The organism is Arthrobacter sp. TJ-265, from assembly GCF_058269135.1.
On the sequence record NZ_JBZCND010000002.1, the window covers coordinates 544,506 to 566,762 of the forward strand.

General features: G+C 70.4%; 19 protein-coding genes. 7 read left to right on the forward strand and 12 right to left on the reverse strand.

What is annotated here, in order from left to right:
• Nucleotides 1-109: 109 nt before the first annotated feature.
• On the forward strand, nucleotides 110-3,406 hold the full coding sequence (locus AC4D2E_RS11090) for a DEAD/DEAH box helicase (protein WP_490952657.1): 3,297 nt from the start codon (nucleotides 110-112) through the stop codon (nucleotides 3,404-3,406).
• Between the two features lie 121 nt (nucleotides 3,407-3,527).
• Here the strand turns inward: AC4D2E_RS11090 and AC4D2E_RS11095 are convergent, their stop codons facing one another.
• From AC4D2E_RS11095 to AC4D2E_RS11130, 8 genes are all read right to left on the reverse strand, one after another.
• Nucleotides 3,528-4,391: an alpha/beta fold hydrolase gene (locus tag AC4D2E_RS11095; protein ID WP_490952658.1), complete on the reverse strand. Its 864-nt coding sequence runs from the start codon at nucleotides 4,389-4,391 to the stop codon at nucleotides 3,528-3,530.
• 5 nt (nucleotides 4,392-4,396) lie between these two features.
• Nucleotides 4,397-5,926, reverse strand: a complete 1,530-nt coding sequence (locus tag AC4D2E_RS11100; protein ID WP_490952659.1) for an ABC transporter ATP-binding protein — start codon at nucleotides 5,924-5,926, stop codon at nucleotides 4,397-4,399.
• Nucleotides 5,923-6,675, reverse strand: coding sequence for an energy-coupling factor transporter transmembrane component T (locus tag AC4D2E_RS11105; RefSeq protein WP_490952660.1), 753 nt, complete (start codon nucleotides 6,673-6,675; stop codon nucleotides 5,923-5,925). Before AC4D2E_RS11105 ends, AC4D2E_RS11100 begins: the two co-directional genes overlap by 4 nt.
• A 3-nt stretch (nucleotides 6,676-6,678) precedes the next feature.
• Entirely contained in the window at nucleotides 6,679-7,578 is a 900-nt protein-coding gene (locus AC4D2E_RS11110) for an ECF transporter S component (protein ID WP_490952661.1), read from the reverse strand.
• Nucleotides 7,579-7,709: 131 nt separating this feature from the next.
• Nucleotides 7,710-8,744: a nucleoside hydrolase gene (locus AC4D2E_RS11115; protein WP_490952662.1), complete on the reverse strand. Its 1,035-nt coding sequence runs from the start codon at nucleotides 8,742-8,744 to the stop codon at nucleotides 7,710-7,712.
• A gap of 2 nt (nucleotides 8,745-8,746) precedes the next feature.
• On the reverse strand, nucleotides 8,747-9,412 hold the full coding sequence (locus AC4D2E_RS11120; RefSeq protein ID WP_490952663.1) for a GntR family transcriptional regulator: 666 nt from the start codon (nucleotides 9,410-9,412) through the stop codon (nucleotides 8,747-8,749).
• Nucleotides 9,413-9,516: 104 nt separating this feature from the next.
• Nucleotides 9,517-12,360: an aconitate hydratase gene (locus AC4D2E_RS11125; protein ID WP_104168706.1), complete on the reverse strand. Its 2,844-nt coding sequence runs from the start codon at nucleotides 12,358-12,360 to the stop codon at nucleotides 9,517-9,519.
• 118 nt (nucleotides 12,361-12,478) lie between these two features.
• The gene (locus AC4D2E_RS11130) at nucleotides 12,479-12,742 is read right to left on the reverse strand and encodes a YegP family protein (protein ID WP_104168707.1); all 264 of its coding nucleotides are present in this window, start codon (nucleotides 12,740-12,742) and stop codon (nucleotides 12,479-12,481) included.
• Between the two features lie 149 nt (nucleotides 12,743-12,891).
• On the opposite strand from AC4D2E_RS11130, the gene AC4D2E_RS11135 reads away from it, so the two are divergent.
• Nucleotides 12,892-13,200 carry a hypothetical protein gene (locus AC4D2E_RS11135; RefSeq protein ID WP_490952664.1) on the forward strand — a complete coding sequence of 103 codons (309 nt, stop codon included), beginning with the start codon at nucleotides 12,892-12,894 and terminating at the stop codon, nucleotides 13,198-13,200.
• Nucleotides 13,201-13,206: 6 nt separating this feature from the next.
• Here the strand turns inward: AC4D2E_RS11135 and AC4D2E_RS11140 are convergent, their stop codons facing one another.
• A complete protein-coding gene (locus AC4D2E_RS11140) occupies nucleotides 13,207-13,974 on the reverse strand; it encodes an SDR family NAD(P)-dependent oxidoreductase (RefSeq protein ID WP_490952665.1) in 768 nt (255 codons plus the stop codon).
• Nucleotides 13,975-14,173: 199 nt separating this feature from the next.
• Here AC4D2E_RS11140 and fdhA point away from each other — a divergent pair, with 199 nt between their 5' ends.
• Both fdhA and AC4D2E_RS11150 read left to right on the forward strand, forming a co-directional pair.
• Nucleotides 14,174-15,391, forward strand: a complete 1,218-nt coding sequence (fdhA, locus tag AC4D2E_RS11145; protein ID WP_104168710.1) for a formaldehyde dehydrogenase, glutathione-independent — start codon at nucleotides 14,174-14,176, stop codon at nucleotides 15,389-15,391.
• 431 nt (nucleotides 15,392-15,822) lie between these two features.
• Entirely contained in the window at nucleotides 15,823-16,533 is a 711-nt protein-coding gene (locus AC4D2E_RS11150) for a transglycosylase family protein (protein WP_490952666.1), read from the forward strand.
• A gap of 115 nt (nucleotides 16,534-16,648) precedes the next feature.
• On the opposite strand, the gene AC4D2E_RS11155 is transcribed toward AC4D2E_RS11150, so the two are convergent.
• Both AC4D2E_RS11155 and AC4D2E_RS11160 read right to left on the reverse strand, forming a co-directional pair.
• Nucleotides 16,649-17,323: a hypothetical protein gene (locus AC4D2E_RS11155; RefSeq protein ID WP_490952667.1), complete on the reverse strand. Its 675-nt coding sequence runs from the start codon at nucleotides 17,321-17,323 to the stop codon at nucleotides 16,649-16,651.
• A gap of 121 nt (nucleotides 17,324-17,444) precedes the next feature.
• Nucleotides 17,445-18,344 (reverse strand): SDR family oxidoreductase, encoded by a 900-nt coding sequence (locus tag AC4D2E_RS11160; protein ID WP_104168713.1) that lies wholly within the window; start codon nucleotides 18,342-18,344, stop codon nucleotides 17,445-17,447.
• Between the two features lie 82 nt (nucleotides 18,345-18,426).
• Here AC4D2E_RS11160 and AC4D2E_RS11165 point away from each other — a divergent pair, with 82 nt between their 5' ends.
• The 3 genes from AC4D2E_RS11165 to AC4D2E_RS11175 are packed head-to-tail and all read left to right on the forward strand — an operon-like array spanning nucleotide 18,427 to nucleotide 21,528.
• Nucleotides 18,427-19,677 (forward strand): type III polyketide synthase, encoded by a 1,251-nt coding sequence (locus tag AC4D2E_RS11165; protein ID WP_490952668.1) that lies wholly within the window; start codon nucleotides 18,427-18,429, stop codon nucleotides 19,675-19,677.
• Nucleotides 19,674-20,399, forward strand: a complete 726-nt coding sequence (locus tag AC4D2E_RS11170) for a class I SAM-dependent methyltransferase (protein WP_490952669.1) — start codon at nucleotides 19,674-19,676, stop codon at nucleotides 20,397-20,399. The genes AC4D2E_RS11165 and AC4D2E_RS11170 overlap by 4 nt, the downstream gene beginning before the upstream one ends.
• Complete coding sequence (locus AC4D2E_RS11175; protein ID WP_490952670.1) at nucleotides 20,392-21,528, forward strand: FAD-dependent oxidoreductase; 1,137 nt, start codon at nucleotides 20,392-20,394, stop codon at nucleotides 21,526-21,528. The genes AC4D2E_RS11170 and AC4D2E_RS11175 overlap by 8 nt, the downstream gene beginning before the upstream one ends.
• Before the next feature lie 96 nt (nucleotides 21,529-21,624).
• On the opposite strand, the gene AC4D2E_RS11180 is transcribed toward AC4D2E_RS11175, so the two are convergent.
• On the reverse strand, nucleotides 21,625-22,164 hold the full coding sequence (locus AC4D2E_RS11180; protein ID WP_104168717.1) for a hypothetical protein: 540 nt from the start codon (nucleotides 22,162-22,164) through the stop codon (nucleotides 21,625-21,627).
• Nucleotides 22,165-22,257: the final 93 nt, after the last annotated feature.

A 22,257-nucleotide genomic window follows, 5' to 3' on the forward strand; every position in this document is an offset into this window, starting at 1 on the left:
GGGTAGACTATACGGCCGTTCCCCGCCGGACGCCCACCGGCAGTCGGGCTTTCCCCGAAACGGAGCGCCCGGCGAGGAGTGCGTCACCGCCACGTGAGAGCATGGAATTATGCCCATTTCCACCCACCCCATGGTCGATGTCACAGACATCATCCGGATCGTGGGCGGCGCGGCGTTCCAGCGCGGACAGACCTACGCCAAGGACGGCGCTGTCAGCTCCCTCGCCTGGGACGCCGAGTCGAAGCTGCTGACCGGGAAGGTCCGCGGCACCGCGCCCCATGACTACCGGACCAAGCTGCGCCTCGGGCTCAAGGGCGACGGCCGCTTCCGCCCCCTCGAGAACTTCTGCAGCTGCCCCATCGGTGCGGACTGCAAGCACGTGGCCGCCACGGCCCTGCAGAGCAACACGGAGAACCTGCTGGCGCAGCACGAACGCGGCCTCGGCGCCCGGTCCGCTCCGCGCACGTCGGTGCCCGAGGGCTGGCAGGCATCCCTCACGGATCTCCTGGAGGCCGACACCGGCATCGACTCCCCGCCCGCGCCGCGGACGCCCCTCGGGCTGCAGTTCGAGCTGCGCACCCCCGAGGTCGCCGTGCAGCGGTGGGGCTCCGCCGCCGAGCGCCAGGGCCAGCGCACGCTCAACACACGCCTCGGCGTGCGGCCCGTCAGCCAGAACGGCAAGGGCAAGTGGATCAAGAACAACCTGTCCTGGGGCAGCATCAGCTACCAGACCTACGGGCTGACGCTGGACCCGGACCAGCACCGGTGGTTCTCCCAGTTCCCTGCGCTGCACCGCGGCACCGGCGTCAACTACTTCGGCAACAACGACTCCTGGCTGTACCTCGACGACTTCAGCAACCCGCTGCTCTGGCAACTGCTGGACGAGGCGCAGCGCCTCGGCATCGCGTTCGTGGGGTCGAAGAAGTCCGTCTCGATCGACCTCGCGGCCCGCGCCACCCTGAAGCTCGACGCGACCGAGACGGAGGACGGCTCGCTGCGGCTGAGCCCGGCCCTCGACGTCGACGGCCGGCCCCACCCGTCCGAGACGGCCCACGTCATCAGCACGCACGGCATCTACACCGTCGCCCCCGATGACACGATCACCCTCGCCCCCGCCTCGCGGAGGCTGACGGCGAAGGACATCGAGCTCCTGCAGCGCGGGCACGCCGTCGTGGTGCCCGAGGAGGAGAAGTCCCTCTTCCTCCAGGACTACTACCCGAAGCTGCGGCAGTCCATCCAGGTGGACAGCAGTGACGGCAGCGTGGAACTGCCCGAGATCCAGCCTCCCGCGCTCGTCCTCACCACCGCCTACGGCGAGGACGGGTCGGTGGCCCTGGACTGGCATTTCGACTACACCCTCGGCGATGCCGTGCAGCGCCGGCCCTTCCGCCGGGGAGGTCCCGGCGGCGACGACGGCTACCGCGAGCCCGACGTCGAGGATGCCCTCGCGGCCTCCGCGCGTCAGGTCCTCGGCCCGGTCCCGATCAGGTCGCTCCGGCTCGAGGACATGCAGGCCGTCGAGTTCGTGGAGGACGTCCTGCCCCGGCTCGCGGAGCTCGACGGCGTGAGCGTCGAGGTGGTCGGCGACAAGCCCGACTACAGGGAACTGACCGAGACACCGACCCTGCGGATCAGCACCGTGGAGACGGACGACCGCGACTGGTTCGACCTCGGCGTGATGGTCACCGTCAGCGGCCGCACCATCCCCTTCGACTCCGTCTTCCGCGCGCTCGCCCAGGGCCAGAAGAAACTGAAGCTCGTCGACAACAGCTACCTCTCGCTCGACCAGCCCGTCTTCGACCAGCTCCGCGAGCTCATCGAGGAAGCCCGGGCGCTCAGCGAATGGGACCCGGACTCCGGGCTGCAGATCAGCCGCTACCAGGCCGGCCTGTGGGCCGACCTCGAGGACCTCGCGGAGGAGACCGAGCAGGCGCAGTCCTGGCGCGACGCCGTGAGCGGACTGCTCGAGCTCGAGGACGTCGCGGCCACCCCGGCCCCGGCGGGCCTGGTCGCCGACATGCGCCCCTACCAGGCGGAGGGCTTCAGTTGGCTGGCGTTCCTGTGGCGGCACCGCCTCGGCGGCGTGCTCGCCGACGACATGGGGCTCGGCAAGACCCTCCAGGCCCTGGCCCTGATGATCCACGCGAAGGAGACGTCGGGGCTCGACGCCCCGTTCATCGTCGTCGCACCCACCTCCGTGGTCCCCAACTGGTCCAACGAGGCACGCCGCTTCGCGCCGGGCCTCAAGGTCGTCGCGATCAGCGACACGCAGGGCGCCTCCGGCATCCCTATCGACGAGCAGGTGGGAGACGCCGACGTCGTCATCACCTCCTACACGCTCTTCCGGCTCGACTTCCCCGCCTACCAGGACCTCGCCTGGTCCGGTCTCGTGCTGGACGAGGCGCAGTTCGTGAAGAACCGCGCGTCGAAGGTGCATCAGGCGGCGAAGGACTTCGATGCACCGTTCAAGCTCGCGATCACCGGCACGCCCATGGAGAACAACCTCATGGAGCTGTGGTCCCTGTTCAACATCGTGGCGCCCGGGCTGTTCCCCTCGGCCCGCAAGTTCACGGAGGACTACCGCACGCCGATCGAGAAAATCGGCGACAACCGTCCGCTCGTGCGGCTCCGGAAGCGCATCCGGCCGCTGATGATGCGCCGCACCAAGGAGGCCGTCGCCTCCGACCTCCCGCCGAAGCAGGAGCAGGTCCTGGAGGTGGAGCTCCACCCCGAGCACCGGCACATCTACGAGACGTACCTGCAGCGCGAGCGGCAGAAGCTCCTCGGGCTGATCGAGGACATGAACCGCAACCGCATGATCGTGTTCCGGTCCCTGACCCTCCTGCGCATGCTCAGCCTCGATGCCTCGCTCGTGGACCCCGCGCACGAGGGCGTCCCGTCCGCGAAGCTCGAGGTCCTGTTCGAGAATCTGGAGGACGTCCTCGCGGAAGGACACCGGGCCCTGGTCTTCAGCCAGTTCACGTCCTACCTCAAGAAGGCCGCCGAGCAGCTGGATGCGCGCGGCATCGAGTACGCCTACCTGGACGGATCCACGCGCAGCCGCGGCGAGGTCATCGATTCCTTCAAGGACGGCAAGGCCCCCGTGTTCCTCATCAGCCTCAAGGCCGGCGGGTTCGGCCTGAACCTGACGGAGGCGGACTACTGCTTCCTGCTGGACCCGTGGTGGAACCCGGCCTCCGAGGCCCAGGCCGTGGACCGCACCCACCGCATCGGGCAGACCAAGAACGTGATGGTCTACCGCATGGTGTCCAGGGGGACCATCGAGGAGAAGGTCATGAAGCTCAAGGAGAAGAAAGCGAAGCTGTTCACGTCCGTCATGGACGACGACGCCATCTTCTCCTCCGCGCTGACCGCGGACGACATCCGGGGCCTGCTCGACGCGTAGGCCCCGGTGCGCTGTCGGATCCGGGACGGCGCCCGGGTCCACGTCGCCTCAGTGCGCACGTGTGGCGGGTCCACGATGACGCCACCCGCCACACGTGCACAACGGACCCCGGATGCCGCGATCAGGCCTGGCCGTCCCGGTCCCGCAGCGCGGGGTCGAGCAGTTCCGCGAAGGCCCGGGGCCGGTCCGCGATCCACCAGTGCCCGCCCGGGACGCTCGTGACGGTCAGGTCCGACACCCAGTCCTCGAGTCCGTCCACGAGGTGCGGCGACAGGAAGGGATCCTTCAGCGGGACGATCACGTGCACGGGGACGGCGACGGGACGCCGCCGGGGCGGCGTGACCGCGGCGGACAGGTTGGTCCGGTAGAGGGCGAGGCCCCGCACCGGGTCCTGCCCCACGTTGCGCCGGGCCGTCAGCTCGTAGCGCCGCGTCAGCCCGTACTTCCAGAGCGCCTCGGGCAGGACGGGCAGCTGGAAGAATCCGGCGTACGAGCTGCGCAGCACCTGCCCCACGCCCTGCGGCACCAGCCGGGGATCCCGGAGCCGCCGGCGCAGCCACCGGGAGAAGTGGCGCAGATCGGGACCGGAGATGCTGGTGTAGTCGAGGATCAGCCCCTGCGCACGCTCGTCCTGCAGGGCGGCCCAGCCCTGGATCGAGCCCCAGTCGTGGCCCACCAGGCGCACACCGCCCGGCATGTCCACGGCGTCGAGGACCGCGAAGATGTCGTCCACGAGCTCCGCCACCGTGAACCCCGCGCCCGCGTGGGCACGGGACCGGCCGGCGTTCCGGGTGTCGAACGCGACCAGGTGGTGCGTCGGGGCGAGCTCCCGGAGAACCGGGTGGAAGACCCGGTGATCGTCGGGATAGCCGTGCAGGAAAACGATGGTCGGCGTGGCCGGGTCCGGATCGAGGCCGTACTCGAACACGGCGAGGTCGGCGCCCTCCGCCTCGATCCTCCGGTGTCTCTCGCGCAGTAGGTCCATGAGGTTCACCCTAGGGGCTGCGCAGGTCCGGCGGAGGCACCCCGGTGCGGCGCCCCGTCCGGGCTGATCCTGCCGCCGTCGAGCCACACGCTCCGGTGCGCGACGGCGTCGGCGAAGGCGGCGTCGTGCGTGGCCATGAGGACGCAGCCGCCGTCCCTGGTATGGCGGGAGAGGACGGCGGCGAGGAGGTGGCGCGCGGGTCCGTCGAGGCCTGCGGTGGGTTCGTCGAGGGCCCAGACGGCCGGACCCGTGGCGATGAGGGAGGCCAGCGCCACCATGCGCCGCTGCACGAAGCCCAGTTCGTACGGGTGCGCGTCCGCCAGTGCGCCGAGCACTACGGCGTCGAGGGCGATCGCGGCCCGCCGTGCGGCATCGGCCTTCCGCAGCCCCGTGGAACGCGGGCCGTAGGAGACCTCGCGCAGGACCGTGCGCTCGAAGAGCTGCTGGTCCGTGTCCTGGAACAGGTAGCCCACGGTGGCCGCGAGGGCGCCCGTCGGCTGCCGGTCGATCCGCACGCCGCCCACGGCGACCGAGCCGCTGTCAGCCCGGGACAGCCCGTTCAGGTGGTGCAGCAAGGTCGACTTGCCGGACCCGTTGGGGCCGCGGAGGGCCACCACCTCGCCCGCCTGGACGGACAGATCGACGCCGGCCAGCCCAACCGGCGGCACGTCCGTGCCGGGCTCCCGGGGGTAGCGGAAGCCGAGGCCACGTATCACGATCGCCTCGGGGCCCGCGGGATCGACGGGAAGGCGGGCGTCGTCGTCGCCCAGCCGGAGGGGCTCCCCCTCCGTGCCGATGCCGAAGCGCCGCAGTCCGGCCCGGCGCGCCTCCGGCAGCGGGCCGTCGAACACGGAGTGGCCGTCGGCGAGCGCCAGGACGCGCGCACCCCGCGGGGCGTGGCGCGGCAGCATGGGTGCGCAGACCACCACCCCGGTGCCGGTCCGCCGGAGCGCCTCCAGGGCCTCGGCGACGTCCTGCGTCGCGTCGTCGTCGAGCCCCTGAAACGGCTCGTCGAGGACGAGGACCTCGGGCCGCTGGATCACGGCGGCGGCGATGATGGTGCGCTGCAGCTGCCCGCCGGAGAGCCTGCGGGGATCACGCCCCAGCAGGGGTGTGAGCTTCAGGGCCGCCGCGACGTCGTCGACGGCCCGCCGCAGCTCCTGCGCGGGCATGCCGCGGTTGGCGGGGCCGAAGGCGATCTCCTCCGCGACGGTGGAGGACATCATGGACAGCTGCCCCCAGGCGCCCTGGGCGACGTACGCCACCCTCGCGCTCCACCGGGCGGGATCGATCCGCGGGTCGTCCGGCAGCCCGCGGAAGCGCACGGTCTCGGCGCCGAGCGTGATCGCCCCGGTGAAGGCGGAGCCCGCGTCCGCCCCGGTCATGCCCGCGAGCAGCCGGGCCAAGGTCGTCTTGCCGGACCCGGAGGCCCCCGCGACGACCACGTAGTCCCCCGCCGCCACGGTGAGCGCGACGCCGGCGAGCACCGGCGCGCCGTCGTCGTAGGCGAAGCCCGCGCTGTCGAGGGCGATCATGCCGCCGCCGTCAGGAGCCAGGCGGCGGAGAACGTCCCGACGACGGCGACCATCGCCCGGCGTGCCGCACGCTGGCGTGCCGTGTCCGAGTCCGGCAGATAGCTCGTGCGCGGGCCCGGGGACGAGAAGCCGCGGGCCTCGAGCATGCGGGTACGCTCCGAGGCGTCCACCAGCAGCCCGATCACGAGCGGCGTGAGGACGGTCAGCAGGGCCCGTGCCCGGGAGAGCGGTCCCCGCCCCACGATGAGGCCCCGGGCCTGCTGCGCCCGCGTGATGTGGCGTGCGCGCTCGGCCACGTGCGGGATGAGCCCGACGGCCGATCCGGCGACGAAGACGAGCTTCCGGTTCCAGCCGCGGTGCGTCATGGTGGCCAGGAGGTCGGCGAGGTTCAGCGTCATCGTGACCGTCAGCAGCGCCGCGGTGAACACGGTCATGCGGAGGCCCATGAGGGCGGCGAAGGCCAGGCCCTCGGCGGTCACGCGGGCGACGCCGAGATCGAGCAGGACGGTGGTGCCCTCGGGGAAGAAGAGCCCGTGGAGCAGCAGGGAGGAGACGAGCAGGGGCCCTGCGATCAGGGTGACCGCCAGGCCGATCTGCCGGGGCCGGCCGGACAGGAGCACGGCGGGAAGCACCACGAGACCCAGCACCGCGAGGGAGAACTCCCAGCGGTTCACCACGAGGACGAGCACCACCAGCAGGACCGCGGCGAGCAGTTCTGTCAGGGGGTTGTAGATCCTGCGGCGGGGCATGGTTCAGGGGACGCCGGTGTCGTTCCCGCGCGCGGGAGTGGTGGATGCGCCGGCGCTGCCGGCGCCGGCTCCGGCGCCACTGACGCTCATGGTGCCGGACGCGGTGCCGGTCCGGCTGCCGAGCACCCGGTACGTGCGGGCGAAGGGGAACTGCCGGACGGCGCGCTGGGGCAGGGCGTAGACGATCAGGGCGACGATGACGAACACCACGATCTTGTCGACGGAATCCGACAGCAGGCCCTGCTTCGTCGCCGCGACCAGCAGCTTGTCCCCCATCGAGCGGAACACCGCGATGATCGCGTTGGTCCCGAACGTCCCGGCGGCACCGAACATGAAGACGGCCACCGGCGCCGCGACGAGCCCGCCGACCGCACCGACGACGAGCCCCGTCACGGGTGCGAGGTACACGCGGCGGAACGCGCCGTAGCGCGCGGCCAGGCCCGCGAGCAGCCCGATCAGGGCGGCACCCGCCGCGAAGGGCAGCGCGAAGGGATTGAAGAGACCCCAGATGGCGTTGCTGATCGCGCCTGTCGCGGCGCCCGCTGCGGGACCGGCCAGGACGGCGACGAGGACGGTGCCGATGGCGTCGAGGTAGATCTGCATGCCCAGGGAGCCGGCGATCTGGCCGATGGCGATGTTCAGGGCGATGCCGAGCGGCATGATGACCAGGGAGCTCGTGGTGAGCATGGGCAGGATCCCGCCGACCAGCAGCGCCCCGCCGCCGAGGAAGCCGAAGAGCGAGACGAGCGACGCCGCGCTGCCCATGCCGCCGGCGATCTCGGCCGGCTGGACGACGACGAGGAACACGTACGTGGCGGCGATGAGCGCAGCCCCGAGGGCGATCAGGAGGCGCCGCGGCCGTTCGGTGGCGGGCTCGGAGGCGAGGATCAGGGGTGAGCTCACGATATTCCTTGGGCGCAGTGGAGGGAGGAGGACGCACCTCATGTCACCTCGGCGCCGGCCGCGCAGCTGTGCGTGGCAGCTATCAGTGTACCGGGGGCCGCACCGCCGCGCCGGGTGCGCGGGACCTGGCCTCAGCCGTGCCGGCGTGCGACGTCGGACAACCTCTGCACCATCAGCCCGAACACCGCGGCGGGGTCGTTGCCCGTGACGATCCGGGCGTTGGGCTCCCGCTTCCACATCCCCGCGAAATCCGCGACCGTCTGCCCGAAGGTCAGCGGGGACCCGGTCTCGACGTCGACGGTCGCCAGGCGTTCCTCGAAGCCCGCCTCCCCCGTCGCGACCATCGCGGCGAACAGGTCGTGGAGATGCGCGACGTACCCCTGGTCGTACAGTCGGTGGAACTCCATGTAGAAGCGGAGGGCATCGGACACGCAGGCGACGACGGCGTTGCCGCTCCCACTGCGCGTCCCCTCGGGCCCGTCCGGATCGAGGACCTCCGGCCCGGCCCCGGCCGCCCGGGACACGGCGTCGACGTGGGCGGGTGTGCACTCGATCCGCTCCGTGGTCTCGAGCGCGCACACGATGGGCAGCTTCCCGAACGGCAGACCCTCGTAGGCCGCGTAGACCTCCTGCGCCGCGTGCGGGTCGACGTGCGTGTTCCATTCGGCGACCGGCGTCGTATTCCCCGGATAGTTGAACGCCCCGCCCATGATGACGAGGCCCTTGAGGAGCATCGGCAGCTGCGGCTCGGCGCGGATCGCGAGTGCGAGATTGGTGAGCGGTCCCGTGACGAGACCGGTGACCTGCCCCGGGTGGTTCCGGACGGCCTCCACCCAGACGTCGACGGCGTGGCGTTCCGAGACACCGCCGCGCGGTGGGGGCAGCACGGCGTGGCCGATGCCCTGGTCGCCGTGGGTCTCCTCGGTCGTGACGAGCGGGATCTCCAGCGGCACCTCGCTGCCGATCGCGACCTCCACCCCGGTGGAGCCGCACAGCTCGAGCAGGGCGAGGTTGTTGACGGCGACCTGCCGCGCGCCGACGTTGCCCGCGGTGCAGGTGATCGCCTCCAGCGTCACCTCCGGCGTCCCGAGGAGGTACAGGAGCGCGACGGCGTCGTCGATACCCGTGTCCGCGTCGAGCAGGAGGCGCTGGGGGCTCCGGGTCACCGTCAGTCCGCCGCCGTGGTGCGGAGCAGTTGCAGGCGGATGGCGCGGGCCGTCTCCATGTGCCTGCGTGCGATCGCCCGGGCGTCGTCGCTGCGGCGCTCGGTGATGGCGCTGATCAGGGCCTCGTGCTCGAGGAGCACCTCCTGCCAGCGGGTGCCCACCGACAGCGTGGAGCGCGGCGTGTGGATGAGGTGGGTCGAGAGCCGCTGGAGGAGATCCATGAGGATGGGGTTGCGCGCGGCCGCCCACAGCGAGGTGTGGAACTCCAGGTTGTTCGTGACCTTGGTGGTGTCATCGGGATCGACGACGGCGCGGTCGCGTTCCAGCAGCGCCTCGAGGCGCATGACGTCCGCTGCCCCGCGGTTGAGGGCGGCCTGCCCGGCGGCTTCCTCCTCGAGCATCACCCGGAGGTCGTAGATCTGGATGACCTCCTGCGGGTCGATCTGCGGGACCTGGAGGCCGCGGGCGGCCCGTTCGAGCAGCCGCTCGTGCTGCAGGCGGCTGAGCGCCTCGCGCACGGGGGTCCGCGACACGCCGAACCGCTCCGAGATGACCACTTCCCGCAGCGCCGTCCCCGGCGGGTGCACCCCGGCGAGGATCTCGCTGCGGAGGACGCGGAAGATCGCATCGCCGTCCACGCGCGCCGACAGCTCCGCGGACTCGGCCATGGCGCCCTCCTCGGAGGTCTCGTGGTTGGGATGGTCAGGGCTGATGCCCTGCGGACGGCCCGGGCCGGGAGGCAGGCCTCCCGGCCCGGAACCGGAGGTGGGCGCTAGCTCGCGAGCTGGCGCAGCACGTACTGCAGGATGCCGCCGTTGCGGTAGTAGTCGGCTTCACCCGGGGTGTCGATGCGCAGGACGGCGTCGAACTCGATCGGCGATCCGCCGTCGGCCGGGGTGGCGCTGACCTTCACCGTGCGGGGCGTGCGGCCCTCGTTGAGCTCGGTGACACCGCTGACCGCGAAGGTCTCCGTGCCGGTGAGGCCGAGGCTCTCCGCGTTCTGGCCCTCGGGGTACTGCAGGGGCAGGACGCCCATCCCGATGAGGTTCGAGCGGTGGATGCGCTCGTAGCTCTCGGCGACGACGGCCTTCACGCCGAGCAGCGCGGTGCCCTTGGCTGCCCAGTCACGCGAGGACCCCGACCCGTACTCCTTGCCGGCGAGGACCACGAGCGGCGTACCCGCCGCGCGGTAGTTCTCGGCGGCGTCGTACACAGCGGCCTGCGGCGCATCCGGCTGCGAGAAGTCCCGCGTGAACCCGCCCTCGACGCCGTCGAGCAGCTGGTTCTTGATGCGGATGTTCGCGAAGGTGCCGCGGATCATGACCTCGTGGTTGCCGCGACGCGAGCCGTAGGAGTTGAAGTCCTTGCGCTGCACACCCTTCTCCGTGAGGTACCGGCCGGCCGGGGTGTCCGACTTGAAGGATCCCGCAGGCGAGATGTGGTCGGTGGTGACCGAATCGCCGAGCTTCAGCAGCACCCGGGCGCCGTCGATGTCCTCGACCGGGCTCGCCTCGCGCTGCATGCCGTCGAAGTACGGGGGCTTCCGCACGTAGGTGGACTCGGGATCCCAGGCGAAGGTGTCGCCGTCGGGCGTGGGCAGGGACTTCCAGCGCTCGTCGCCCTCGAAGATCGTCTTGTAGCTCGACGTGAACATCTCCTCGTCGATCGAGGAGTCGATGACCTTCTGGACCTCGACCGGGTTGGGCCAGATGTCCTTCAGGAAGACGTCGTTGCCGGCCTCGTCCTGGCCGAGGGGCTCGTTGTCGAAGTCGAAGTCCATGGTGCCGGCGAGTGCGTAGGCGACCACCAGCGGCGGGGACGCCAGGTAGTTCATCTTCACGTCCGGGTTGATGCGGCCTTCGAAGTTGCGGTTGCCGGACAGGACGGCGGTGACGGCGAGGTCGTTGTCCTGGATGGCCTGCGAGATCTCGTCCTCCAGCGGGCCGGAGTTGCCGATGCAGGTGGCGCAGCCGTAGCCGACCGTGAAGAAGCCGAGCTTCTCCAGGTACGGGATCAGGCCCGACTTCTCGTAGTAGTCGGTGACGACCTTCGACCCGGGGGCCACGGAGGTCTTGACCCACGGCTTGGACACGAGGCCCTTCTCGACGGCGTTGCGCGCCAGGACCGCAGCGGCGAGCATGACCGACGGGTTGGACGTGTTGGTGCAGGACGTGATCGACGCGATGCTGACGGCACCGTGGTCCAGCTCGAACTCGCGGCCGTCCTTCATGGTCACGCCGACCTTCTTCGACGGACGCGTGGAGCCGTTCGACCCGGCACCGACGGTCTCGCGGGGTTCCGCGTTCTCGTCCGTGACCGACGACGTCGTGCCGGGCGTGAAGCTCGGCGAGTCGGAGGCGGGGAAGCTCTCCTGGGAGGACTCGTCCACGGTGCCCCCGGGTGCGAACGTCAGCTCCGGGTCGTTCGAGTAGTTGCGCAGGTCCTCGCGGAACTGGGCCTTGGAGTTGCTGAGCTCCACGCGGTCCTGCGGGCGCTTGGGCCCGGCGATCGAGGGGACGACCGTGGACAGGTCCAGTTCCAGGTACTCGGAGAAGCGGATCTCGCGCGACGGATCGTGCCAGAGGCCCTGCTCCTTGGCGTACGCCTCGACGAGCGCCACGTTCTCCGCCGGGCGGCCCGTGAGGCGCAGGTAGTCGAGCGTGACGTCGTCGATGGGGAACATGGCGGCGGTGGAGCCGAACTCGGGGCTCATGTTGCCGATGGTGGCACGGTTGGCGAGGGGCACGGACGCGACGCCCTCCCCGTAGAACTCGACGAACTTGCCGACCACGCCGTGCTTGCGCAGGATCTGCGTGATGGTGAGGACGACGTCCGTGGCGGTGGCGCCGGCCGGGATCTCACCGGTGAGCTTGAAGCCGACGACGCGCGGGATGAGCATGGATACGGGCTGGCCGAGCATGGCGGCCTCCGCCTCGATACCGCCGACGCCCCAGCCCAGCACACCGAGGCCGTTGACCATCGTGGTGTGCGAGTCGGTCCCGACGCACGTGTCGGGGTACGCGCGGAGCACGCCGTCGACCTCGCGGGTCATGACGGTGCGGGCGAGGTACTCGAGGTTCACCTGGTGCACGATGCCCATGCCCGGCGGGACGACCTTGAAGTCGTCGAACGCGGTCTGGCCCCAGCGCAGGAACTGGTACCGCTCCCCGTTGCGCTGGTACTCGATCTCCATGTTGCGCTCGAGGGCGCCGGCGTTGCCGAACACGTCGATCTGGACGGAGTGGTCGATGACCATCTCGGCGGGGGCGAGCGGGTTGACGCGCTTGGGGTCTCCGCCGAGGTCCGCGACAGCCTCACGCATCGTTGCGAGGTCGACGACGCAGGGGACGCCCGTGAAGTCCTGCATGATCACGCGGGCCGGGGTGAACTGGATCTCCGTGCTGGGCTCCGCCGCGGCATCCCACTGCGCGAGCGCGCGGACGTGGTCGGCCGTGATGTTCGCGCCGTCCTCGGTGCGGAGCAGGTTCTCCAGCAGGACCTTGAGGCTGAACGGAAGGTTCTCGGCGCCTTCGACCGCGCTGAGCCGGAAAATTTCGTAGTTGGCGCCTGCGACGTCGAGAACGCCCTTTGCGCCGAATGAGTCCGCGGTCGACATGACGTTGGCTCCCTTCAGAGAGGTTGTGGAATAACCCCATCCTATTCCACGATCGGGGGCACTGTATACAGTCGTACACCGTGTCCCCGACCTCCCGGGGAAAGCCGGTCGGGCCGACTCAGGCCTTGTGGCGGACCGTGCCCGCGCGGTCCGGACCGGACTGCAGCCCGTCCATGAGCGCCGCGTGCTCCTGGGACTCGACGCGGCTGTGGTCGACGACCGGGCCGGTCCCGGCGATCTCGCGGATGAGGTCGATCCCCGCGACCGCCTCGTCCTTCGTGGCGTAATACGTGGACACTGCCACGAGCGTTCCATCGGGAGCGGTCAGTTTCACCCGGAAACCGTCGTCGTGAGCGTCCACCAGTTTGAAGTATCCAGCCATCGTCTTACCTCCTTGTAAGGGACAACGTCACCAACCTGTGATCCCCTATCATAAGCATACTGACCGCCCCTGACACGGGGTCGTGGGATGTGACCGATCACCCGTCCGGTCCACCGACCGACGCCCTGCAGGGCATGAGAAGGAGCACCATGACCGAGTCGAGCAGCGCAGGACATCCGGACGGCGGGACCCGGGGCGGGCATCCCTCCGACGGACACCCCGACGGCCGTCCCGCCCCTGATCGGCGCGAGCAGATCCTGGAACCGTCCCCCGGATCGTGGGACCACCATGCCGCGAGCATCCGGGACGAGCAGGGAATCCACGAGGCCGGCGCCGTGCCTGCCGCGTACGACGGGGACGACTCGACGGACGCGACCGACGGCGCCGACCGCCCGCGCCACCCCGAGGACGCCGCCTTCGAGCACGACACCTGGGACGGCGGAGCCGCAGGTCGCTGACGCTGCTCAGCGGCCCCGCGCCGCGAGCCGGGCCACGAGGGACGACGGCGCCACCCGCGCAAGCGCCACGAGGGTCTTGTAGCGGAGACCGGGAACGGAGACGGCCTTGCCTGCCGCGGTGTCACGGAGTGCCTCCCGCACCACGAGACCGGTATCGAGCCACAGGGCGGCGGGGACGGAGGACGTCTCCATCCCCATGCGCTGGTGGAACTCCGTGCGGACGAAGCCCGGGCAGACCGCCGTCACCCGGATCCCCTCCCGCCCGTACGCCGGATTCGCCCAGCGGCTGAAGCTGATCATGGCCGCCTTCGCAGCGCCGTAGGTGCCCCGCGGGGTGAAACCGGCGACACTCGCCACCGTGATGATCGTCCCGGAGCGGCGGGGCCGCATCGACTGGAGGGCTGCATGCGCCAGGGCGAGGGGTACCTCGACGTGGATCCTCAGGTGGCGGATCTCGTCCTCGAGCGCGTTGTCCGCGAACGGCCCGACCAGGCCGTAACCGGCATTGTTGACGAGCACCGTGACAGGCGCCCGGTGGTCGCCCCCGGCAGTGCCCAGGCGGTCCAGGACGCGGGCCAGCCCGTCGTCCTCGAGGAGATCCGCGGCGATCGTCTCGGCCCCGACGCCCAGCGCACGATACGTCGCCGCCGCCTCCTCCAGGGGACCCGGGGATCGGGCGACCAGCACCAGATCGCATCCTCGGGCGGCGAACTGGCGCGCGAATTCGGCGCCGATCCCCGACGTGGCCCCGGTGATCAACACGGTCTCGGTCATCCCTCCACCCTCCCCCACGGCGTCCGGCGGCACAACACATGGCCCGTGGACAGGACATCCGGCCATGCAACGTCGATGCGACCCCCTGCGGTGTACGTTCGCGTCACCGGGGGCGGACGACGCACACCTGCGCGTTCCGTCCCTCGAGTCCAGCGCCGGCAACACCCGGTGCGACCGATGTGTCACGAGAGGAAGTTCCATGAGCGGTAACAGAGCTGTTGCGTACAAGGGACCAGGAAAAGTGGAGGTCATCGACACCGAGTACCCCACCTTCGAGCTGAAGGACGGGCCGGGGGTGAATCCGGCCAACGTGGGCCGGGCCCTCCACCACGGCGTGATCCTCAAGACCGTCACCACCAACATCTGCGGCTCGGACCAGCACATGGTCCGCGGGCGCACGACGGCGCCGGCAGACCTCGTGCTGGGACACGAGATCACCGGAGAGGTCGTCGAGGTGGGGCGCGACGTCGAATTCATCAAGAAGGGGGACATCTGCTCCGTCCCCTTCAACATCGCCTGCGGGCGGTGCAGGAACTGCAAGGAACGCAAGACCGGCATCTGCCTGAACGTCAATCCCGCCCGTCCCGGCGCCGCCTACGGCTACGTGGACATGGGCGGCTGGGTGGGCGGACAGGCCGAGTACGTCCTCGTGCCCTATGCGGACTGGAACCTGCTGAAGTTCCCGGACCGGGACCAGGCCCTGGCGAAGATCCTCGACCTGACGATGCTGTCGGACATCTTCCCCACCGGCTATCACGGTGCCGTCACGGCCGGCGTCGGCGTCGGATCGACGGTCTACATCGCCGGAGCCGGCCCCGTGGGCCTCGCCGCCGCGGCATCGGCGCAGCTGCTGGGTGCCGCCGTCGTCATCGTGGGCGACCTCAACGAGGACCGGCTGGCCCAGGCCCGGAGCTTCGGCTGCGAGACCGTCGACGTGTCCAAGGGTGATCCGCGGGATCAGATCGAGCAGCTGCTGGGCGTGCCGGAGGTCGACTGCGGCGTCGACGCCGTCGGCTTCGAGGCCCGTGGCCACGGAAGCGGCGCGTCGACCGAGGCACCGGCCACGGTGCTCAACTCGCTGATGCAGGTGACGGCCGCCGGCGGTGCACTGGGCATCCCGGGCCTGTACGTCACCGGCGACCCCGGAGGCATCGACGAGGCCGCGAAGGTCGGATCGCTGTCGATCAGTCTGGGCACCGGATGGGCGAAGTCGCTGTCCTTCACCACCGGACAGTGTCCGGTGATGAAGTACCACCGCGGCCTGATGATGGCGATCCTGCACGATCGCGTGCAGATCGCCAAGGCCGTGAACGCGAAGTCGATCGGCCTGGACGACGCACCCCGCGGCTACGAGGAGTTCGATGCCGGAGCTGCGACCAAGTACGTCATCGATCCGCACGGGATGGTCGCCGCCTGATCAGGGCGTCGTCCGCCTGAGCGGAACCGGAAGGGGCTCGGACCGTGACGGTCCGGGCCCCTTTGTCGCGCCCTCCGGGCCTTCGGTACGCCTTCTACCGCACCTCCGAATCACCCTCGGCGGGTGAGTGTCCCAGAAGATACCCCACAGGTCCAGCATAAATTCTCAACTTCACAGAAAGTCAATTACGGTTCAGTACCGATTTGGCAACGAAACGAAATTACTCTACGGTAGGGGTAGTTCCCCGTCAGGGGGAAGCGAAAACGCTGCCGCTCGGCGAGCAGCGATGAATGCCCGGCACCGCTCTCCACCGCTCGTTGCTCAACAGGCGGCTGCCGAACCATGACCTCTATACCGTCAAGGTGAGCAACGGCGCGAAGAAGTCCGGGGACGGACCTAGTGCAGGTGGCCTTTCGGAGCATCGTAACGCCATGAACACTACCAAATTCAGCACCACAGCCCGTCGCGGACTCGCAGCAGTAGCAATCGCCGGCCTCGGTCTCGGCGCTTCGGCCGGTGCGGCCAACGCCGACACCTGGGACCAGCTCGCAGAGTGCGAGAGCGGCGGAAACTGGAGCATCAACACGGGCAACGGCTACCTCGGCGGACTGCAGTTCTCCCAGCAGAGCTGGAACGCAGCCGGCGGCTCGGGATCCCCCGCCCAGGCCAGCGTCGCAGAGCAGAAGCGTGTTGCAACGAATCTCCAGCAGATGCAGGGCTGGGGCGCATGGCCCGCCTGCTCGGCGAAGCTCGGCCTCAACGGCGGCTCGTCCACCGGCTATGTCTCCACCCAGCAGGCTCCGGCTCCCGTAGCCGCCCCCGTCCAGGCACCCGTCCAGGTCCAGGCACCCGTCGCAGCACCCGTCCAGGCCCAGGCACCTGTTGCCCCCGTCGCCCAGGCGCCCGTCGCAGCACCCGTCCAGGTCCAGGCACCCGTCGCTGCACCGGTCCAGGCCCCCGCCGTCGCCCCTGTGGCACTGAGCGGCCAGACCTACACCATCCAGTCGGGTGACACCCTCAGCACCATCGCCGCGAAGCTCGGCGTCAACGGCGGCTGGCAGGCACTGTTCGCCGCGAACACCGACACCGTCATCCACGCGGACCTGATCTTCACCGGCCAGGTCCTGCAGCTCCCGGCCTAGTCCAGGAGCTCTCCGGGTCCGGTAGCGCCCAGAGCGTCTGCCGCCCGTCCAGCACGACGCAGCGGAGCCCCCGTCATCTCGACGGGGGCTCCGCTGCGTCGAGGCCCGTGAACGATCAGTTGCAGGACGTGGCGTCGACGTCGATCCTGAGGTTGTGCGGCACCGTGTAGTCGCGTTCCGGGGACGAGAACGCGACAAGGATGGTGTCGGCGCTGCCGTGGGTGACGCCGTCCGCGAGTTCCACCGTGACGATGATGTTGATGTGGGCGTCCGGCAGGAAGCGGTACCCCTCCGCCGGCTCGGGCGGTCCGATCGGCTCGGCAGGCTTCGTCGGGGTGGGGGCGGCCGTGTGCTCCTCGTGCGCACTCGCCTCCGGTGCCGGATGGTGGTGTCCCTCGCGGTTCGCGGTCTGCACCTCCGCCGAGAGGATGTCCAGCCCCTGGGGGTTGCCGAGCGCCATCTCGCCGAACGTGAAGGTCTCGAGGGTCGGGTTGTGCAGCATGACGGTGTAGCGCAGGCGGCTGTCCCGGGGCTGGACGCCGCACAGTTGCGCGCCGTCGACGCCCACGTTCAGGGGATCATCGCCGAGGTCGCTGCCCACGGGCTCCGCCCTGCTGCCGTCCGGACCGGGGGCCGGGGTGGCCACCGACCCACGGGTGCTGTCCGCGGTGTTCACCCCGAGCGGGTTCTCCTCGACGGCTCCGCACCCGGCGAGCGCCAGGGACGAGGCGAGCATGACGGCGAGGAGTGCGGCGCCTCGACGGTGCGGCAGTACGGTCAGGTGTTTCACGGTGAGCCCATCCATGTCGGCCGGCCACGAACATCCGGCGCTGGTGCCTGTTCTTCGTTCCGTACCCCGCCGCGGCTTGGTCCGGACGGCGGGGTGGTCGCCCCGCCGTCCGCCCGGACCCTCAGGCGAGGGGTGTGCCTCCGGTGACGCCGAGGATCTCTCCGGAGACGTACCGTGCATCGTTCGAGGCGAGGAAGACGTACGCGCCGGCCAGTTCCGCCGGCTGCCCCATCCGTCCCAGTGGTGTGCCCTCGCCGAAGGATTCCAGCTTCTCACTGGTCGTCGTCGCGGGCTGCAGGGGCGTCCAGACGGGGCCGGGCGCGACGGCGTTGACGCGGATCCCGCGCTCCCCGAGCAGCTCGGCGAGGCTGAACGTCAGGTTGTTGAGCGCAGCCTTGGTCGCTGCATAGTCCATGAGGTTCCGGGACGGGTGGTACCCCTGGACGGACGTGGTGTTGATGATCGAGGCGCCGGCCGTCAGATGGGGCAGTGCGGCCTGCGTGAGCCAGATCGTCCCGTAGACGTTGGTCTCGAAGGTGCGCCGGAGCTGGTCGGCGTCGACGTCGGGCAGGCCGTTCGGCTGCGCGATGTGGTAGCCCGCATTGTTCACGAGGATGTCCAGGCCGCCGAGGCCGTCCACCACCTGTGACACGGCCGACGCGGCGTAGGCCTCGTCGCGGAGGTCGCCCGGCACGGCCAGGGCCTTCCGGCCCTCGGCGCGGATGAGTTCGAGGCAGCTGGCGCCGTCCTCCTCCTCCTCGGGGAGGTACCCGATGGCGACGTCGGCGCCCTCGCGCGCGAAGGCCAGCGCCACGGCCCTGCCGATGCCGGAGTCGCCGCCGGTGATGAAGGCGCGCCGGCCACTGAGGCGCCCGTGCCCGGTATAGCTGTCCTCGCCGTGGTCGGGGCGGGGGTCCATGCGCTCCGTGAACCCTGGGTACTGCTGCAACTCGGTCGAGGGGTCGACAGCGGGGCCCCGGGGATCGTCCTGGTCGAGGGTGCCTGACGGTTCGTTGGACATGATGCTCCTGGTGACGGCGGGAGGGTGGATGCTAAGCCTACTGTCATTGTGTTTGCAGCGTCAGTCCTCTAGTAATGGACATATGACTGCGATCCTGAGGTCCCTCGAAACCGCCGTACCCGACACGATCATGGTGCAGTCCCAGGTCCGTGATGTCTTTGCCGCGCAACCCGGCCTCACGCGGCTCGGCCGGCGGCTGGTCGGAGCGGCCTTCGACTCCTCGGGCATCGAGACGCGCTACACCGCCGTCAGGGAACTCACGCTCGACAGCGCCGCGGAGGACCCCGTGTTCTTCGATCGGAAGGAACTGCGGATCCTGACGCCGAGCACCAAGACCCGCAACGAGGTCTACGCCGAGGAGGGCACGAAGCTCTTCGTCGAGGCTGCCCGCAAGGCGCTGGACGCGGCGCAGGGCCTCGAGGCGGCGGACGTCACGCATGTCGTCACGGCGTCCTGCACGGGCTTCTTCGCCCCGGGTCCCGACTACAAGGTGGTGCGCGCGCTGGGCCTCGAACCCTCCGTGCAGCGCTACCATCTCGGGTTCATGGGCTGCTACGCGGCCTTCCCGGCACTGCGCGCGGCCAAGGCCTTCTGCGACGCCGACCCCGACGCCGTCGTCCTCGTCATCGCGGCCGAACTGTGCTCGCTCCACGTGCGGTCCTCCAACAACCCCGACACCATCGTCGGCTCGTCGCTGTTCGCCGATGGTGCCGCGGCCGCGATCGTCTCCGCCCGGGACCTCCCCCTGACCGGGCCCGCCCTGACGCTCGATCACTTCGAGACCGTGCTGACCCCGGTCGGCGAGGAATCCATGGCCTGGAACATCGGCGACGAGGGGTTCGAGATGGTCCTCGGAACGTACGTCCCCCACATCATCGACGAGCACATCATCGGGGCCCTCGAACCCCTGCTCGCCCGCGACGCATCGCTGCAGGGCCTGGACTATGCGGAGATCGAGCACTGGGCCATCCACCCGGGCGGGCGCAGCATCCTGGACAAGGTCGAAGCCAAGCTCGGCCTGACCCGGGACCAGCTCGTCCCCGCCCGCGAGACGCTGCGCGACTACGGCAACATGAGCAGCGCGACGGTCATGTTCGTGCTGAAGCACATCCTCGACCAGCCGGCCTCCGACGGGAACAACCGGATCTGCTCCATGGCCTTCGGCCCGGGGCTCACGGTCGAGACGGCCCTGCTCACCAGGATCGGCAGCGGACCGGCCGCCGGGGCCGCGACGGGGACGGCGACGGCGACGGCCGACGCCGGTCCGGCGAGCGGCCCGGACGACGTCGTGCCCGACGATCTGGCGCCCATCCTCACCGACGCGGGCGCATGAGGCCTCGAGGGTTCCTCGCGGAGCGCGATCCGCACGCCATCGAGGAGATGGACCGGCCCGACTGCGACCCCCGCCGGCTCGACCGCACGTACGCCCAGTTCGGGGTGGTCAACGCCGTCGTCTCCGGGTGGCGGCGCACCTACACCTCGCTGCTCCGCCCGGTCTTCTCGCGGGACCGGACCAACACGCTGCTCGACATCGGCGCCGGCGGCGGGGACGTCCCGCGCACGCTGGCACGCTGGGCCCGGCTCGACGGCTTCCCGCTCGAGGTGACGGCGATCGACCCCGACGAGCGCGCGCACGCCTTCGCCACGTCGCGTCCGCCCCTGGCCGGCCTGTCCTTCCGCCGGGCGCTGAGCTCGGAGCTCGTGGCCGAGGGGGCCGTGTTCGACGCCGTGGTCTCGAACCACGTGCTCCACCACCTCGACCGCACGGCGTTCGACGGCCTGCTCGACGACACCCAACGCCTGACGCGCGCGGTCGCGGTGCACAGCGATATCGCGCGGCACCCGCTCGGCTACGCGCTGTTCTCGGCGGGTACCCTCCCGCTGCCCGGCTCCTACATCCGCCAGGACGGCCTGACCTCGATCCGCCGCAGCTACACGCCGGACGAGTTGCGCGCAGCGACCGACGGACGCGGGCAGTGGACGGTCCGCACGGCCGTGCCGTTCATCAACCTGCTCGTGCTCGACCGCCGCTCGGCGGGAGACGGCGGTGCATGACGTGATCGTGGTCGGCGGCGGGCCCGTCGGCCTCTACACCGCCCTGCTGCTGCGGCAGGCCGGGCTCGACGCCGTCGTGCTGGAACGCCGTCGGGAGCGCAGCGGCCATTCGCGTGCCATCGGTATCCACCCGCCGGCCCTGCGTGCCCTCGAAGCCGGCGGCATCGCCGATGACCTGCGCGCGCGGGGGGTGCGGATCCGGGACGGGATCGCCCGGAGTGCAGGCCGGGACGTGGGCACCGTCTCCTTCTCGGCCCTCCCGGGCGAGGAGACGTACGTCCTCGCCGTGCCGCAGGCCGTCACCGAGGAGATCCTGGAGCGCCACCTCGAGGACGGGTTCCCGGGCACGCTGCGCCGCGGCGTCGCCGTCGTCACCACGCACAACGCCGGGGACCACATCCTGGCCGTGACCCGGGAGCAGGGCGTGGACGCCGTCCTGCAGGCGCGGCTGGTCGTCGCGGCGGACGGCGCCAGGAGTTCCATCCGTGACGACGCCGGGATTCGCGCCCCCGCGCATCGCTATCCGGACTGCTACGTCATGGGCGACTTCCGCGACACCACGGGCGACGGCGACGACGCCGTCCTGTACCTGGAGACGGGCGGGATCGTCGAGTCCTTCCCCCTGCCCGGGGGCATCCGGCGCTGGGTCGTGCGGGTCGGCTGCCCGGTGGAACGCCCCACCGCCGCCGGCCTCACACGGCTCGTCCGTGAGCGGACGGGGGTCGACGTCGACCCGGCGTCGAACTCGATGCTGAGCGCGTTCGAGGTGCGGTCCCGGCTCGCCCGGCGCCTCGTCGCCGGGCGCGTCGTGCTGGTAGGAGACGCCGCCCACGAGGTGTCCCCCATCGGCGGACAGGGCATGAACCTGGGCTGGCTCGACGCCGTCGACCTGGTCCCGATCATCGCGGCGTCACTGCGGGACGGGCAGGACGTCGCCGTGCGGCTCGCGCGCTACGAGAGGGATCGCCGGGCGCAAGCGGCCCTGGCCCGCCGGAAGGCCGCCATCAACATGGCGCTCGGGCGGCCCCTGCCCGGTCCGGTCCTGCGCCCGCGCAACGCGCTCCTCGGGGCGCTGATCAGGAACAGCGCCGTCCACGCCGGTGTGGCCCGCGCGTTCACGATGCAGTAGGCGCACCCTCCCATGACGGAACCCCGCAGGGACCGCCACCGGACGCCGGGTGGCGTGGGGCGGGGTCGCTGCGGGGTCCGAGGTGGATCGGTGGGTCTACTTGCGGAGCAGGCCCTTCTTGACGTTCTCGGGACGCTGCATCTCGCCCTGCTTCGCACCCATCACGACGACGATGCCGCTGATGACGGGCAGGAGCCACTGCGTGATCTTGAGCTGGGACTGTGCCTTGGCGAGTTCGTCGCTCGCTCCGGGTCGGGGCTCGGTGGCGCCCGCGCTGCCCTGCTCGGCGAGCTCGCCGACCTTCTTGCCGAGGATGCCCGAGTACAGCGAGAGCACCATGCCGATCACGGTGACCACGGACTTCAGGACGGTGTTGGACCCGACGGAATCCTGGGCGGCGACGCGGCCCTTGTTGCCGAGGATCAGGCCGATGCCTCCGACGGCGTGTGCCGCGAAGGCTGCGGTCTGGACCGGAGCCCACTTCGCCCAGCCGAGCGAGGACAGGCGCGTGCGCTCCTTGGGGTCCTTCGCCTTGCCGGTGGCTCCGTTGAGGCCGACGGCGCCCATCAGGGTTCCACCGAACCAGGCTGCCGCGCCGAGATCGTGAGCGGATCGTGCCAAAAGATTTCCTGCCATGATGTAAAGCTCCTTCGAGGTTGGTTCGACCTACCCCCTACAACTATCAGCATGCTTAGGATAAAGCCATAGCACGCCCGGGATACGGCCAGG

Coding starts and splice junctions, on each gene's coding strand:
- AC4D2E_RS11125 (WP_104168706.1), bottom strand. CDS start 12,360: ATGTCGACCGCGGACTCATTCGGCGCAAAGGGCGTTCTCGACGTCGCA.
- AC4D2E_RS11180 (WP_104168717.1), bottom strand. CDS start 22,164: ATGGCAGGAAATCTTTTGGCACGATCCGCTCACGATCTCGGCGCGGCA.
- fdhA (WP_104168710.1), top strand. CDS start 14,174: ATGAGCGGTAACAGAGCTGTTGCGTACAAGGGACCAGGAAAAGTGGAG.
- AC4D2E_RS11135 (WP_490952664.1), top strand. CDS start 12,892: ATGACCGAGTCGAGCAGCGCAGGACATCCGGACGGCGGGACCCGGGGC.
- AC4D2E_RS11140 (WP_490952665.1), bottom strand. CDS start 13,974: ATGACCGAGACCGTGTTGATCACCGGGGCCACGTCGGGGATCGGCGCC.
- AC4D2E_RS11120 (WP_490952663.1), bottom strand. CDS start 9,412: ATGGCCGAGTCCGCGGAGCTGTCGGCGCGCGTGGACGGCGATGCGATC.
- AC4D2E_RS11100 (WP_490952659.1), bottom strand. CDS start 5,926: ATGATCGCCCTCGACAGCGCGGGCTTCGCCTACGACGACGGCGCGCCG.
- AC4D2E_RS11130 (WP_104168707.1), bottom strand. CDS start 12,742: ATGGCTGGATACTTCAAACTGGTGGACGCTCACGACGACGGTTTCCGG.
- AC4D2E_RS11150 (WP_490952666.1), top strand. CDS start 15,823: ATGAACACTACCAAATTCAGCACCACAGCCCGTCGCGGACTCGCAGCA.
- AC4D2E_RS11090 (WP_490952657.1), top strand. CDS start 110: ATGCCCATTTCCACCCACCCCATGGTCGATGTCACAGACATCATCCGG.
- AC4D2E_RS11095 (WP_490952658.1), bottom strand. CDS start 4,391: ATGGACCTACTGCGCGAGAGACACCGGAGGATCGAGGCGGAGGGCGCC.
- AC4D2E_RS11105 (WP_490952660.1), bottom strand. CDS start 6,675: ATGCCCCGCCGCAGGATCTACAACCCCCTGACAGAACTGCTCGCCGCG.
- AC4D2E_RS11165 (WP_490952668.1), top strand. CDS start 18,427: ATGACTGCGATCCTGAGGTCCCTCGAAACCGCCGTACCCGACACGATC.
- AC4D2E_RS11160 (WP_104168713.1), bottom strand. CDS start 18,344: ATGTCCAACGAACCGTCAGGCACCCTCGACCAGGACGATCCCCGGGGC.
- AC4D2E_RS11170 (WP_490952669.1), top strand. CDS start 19,674: ATGAGGCCTCGAGGGTTCCTCGCGGAGCGCGATCCGCACGCCATCGAG.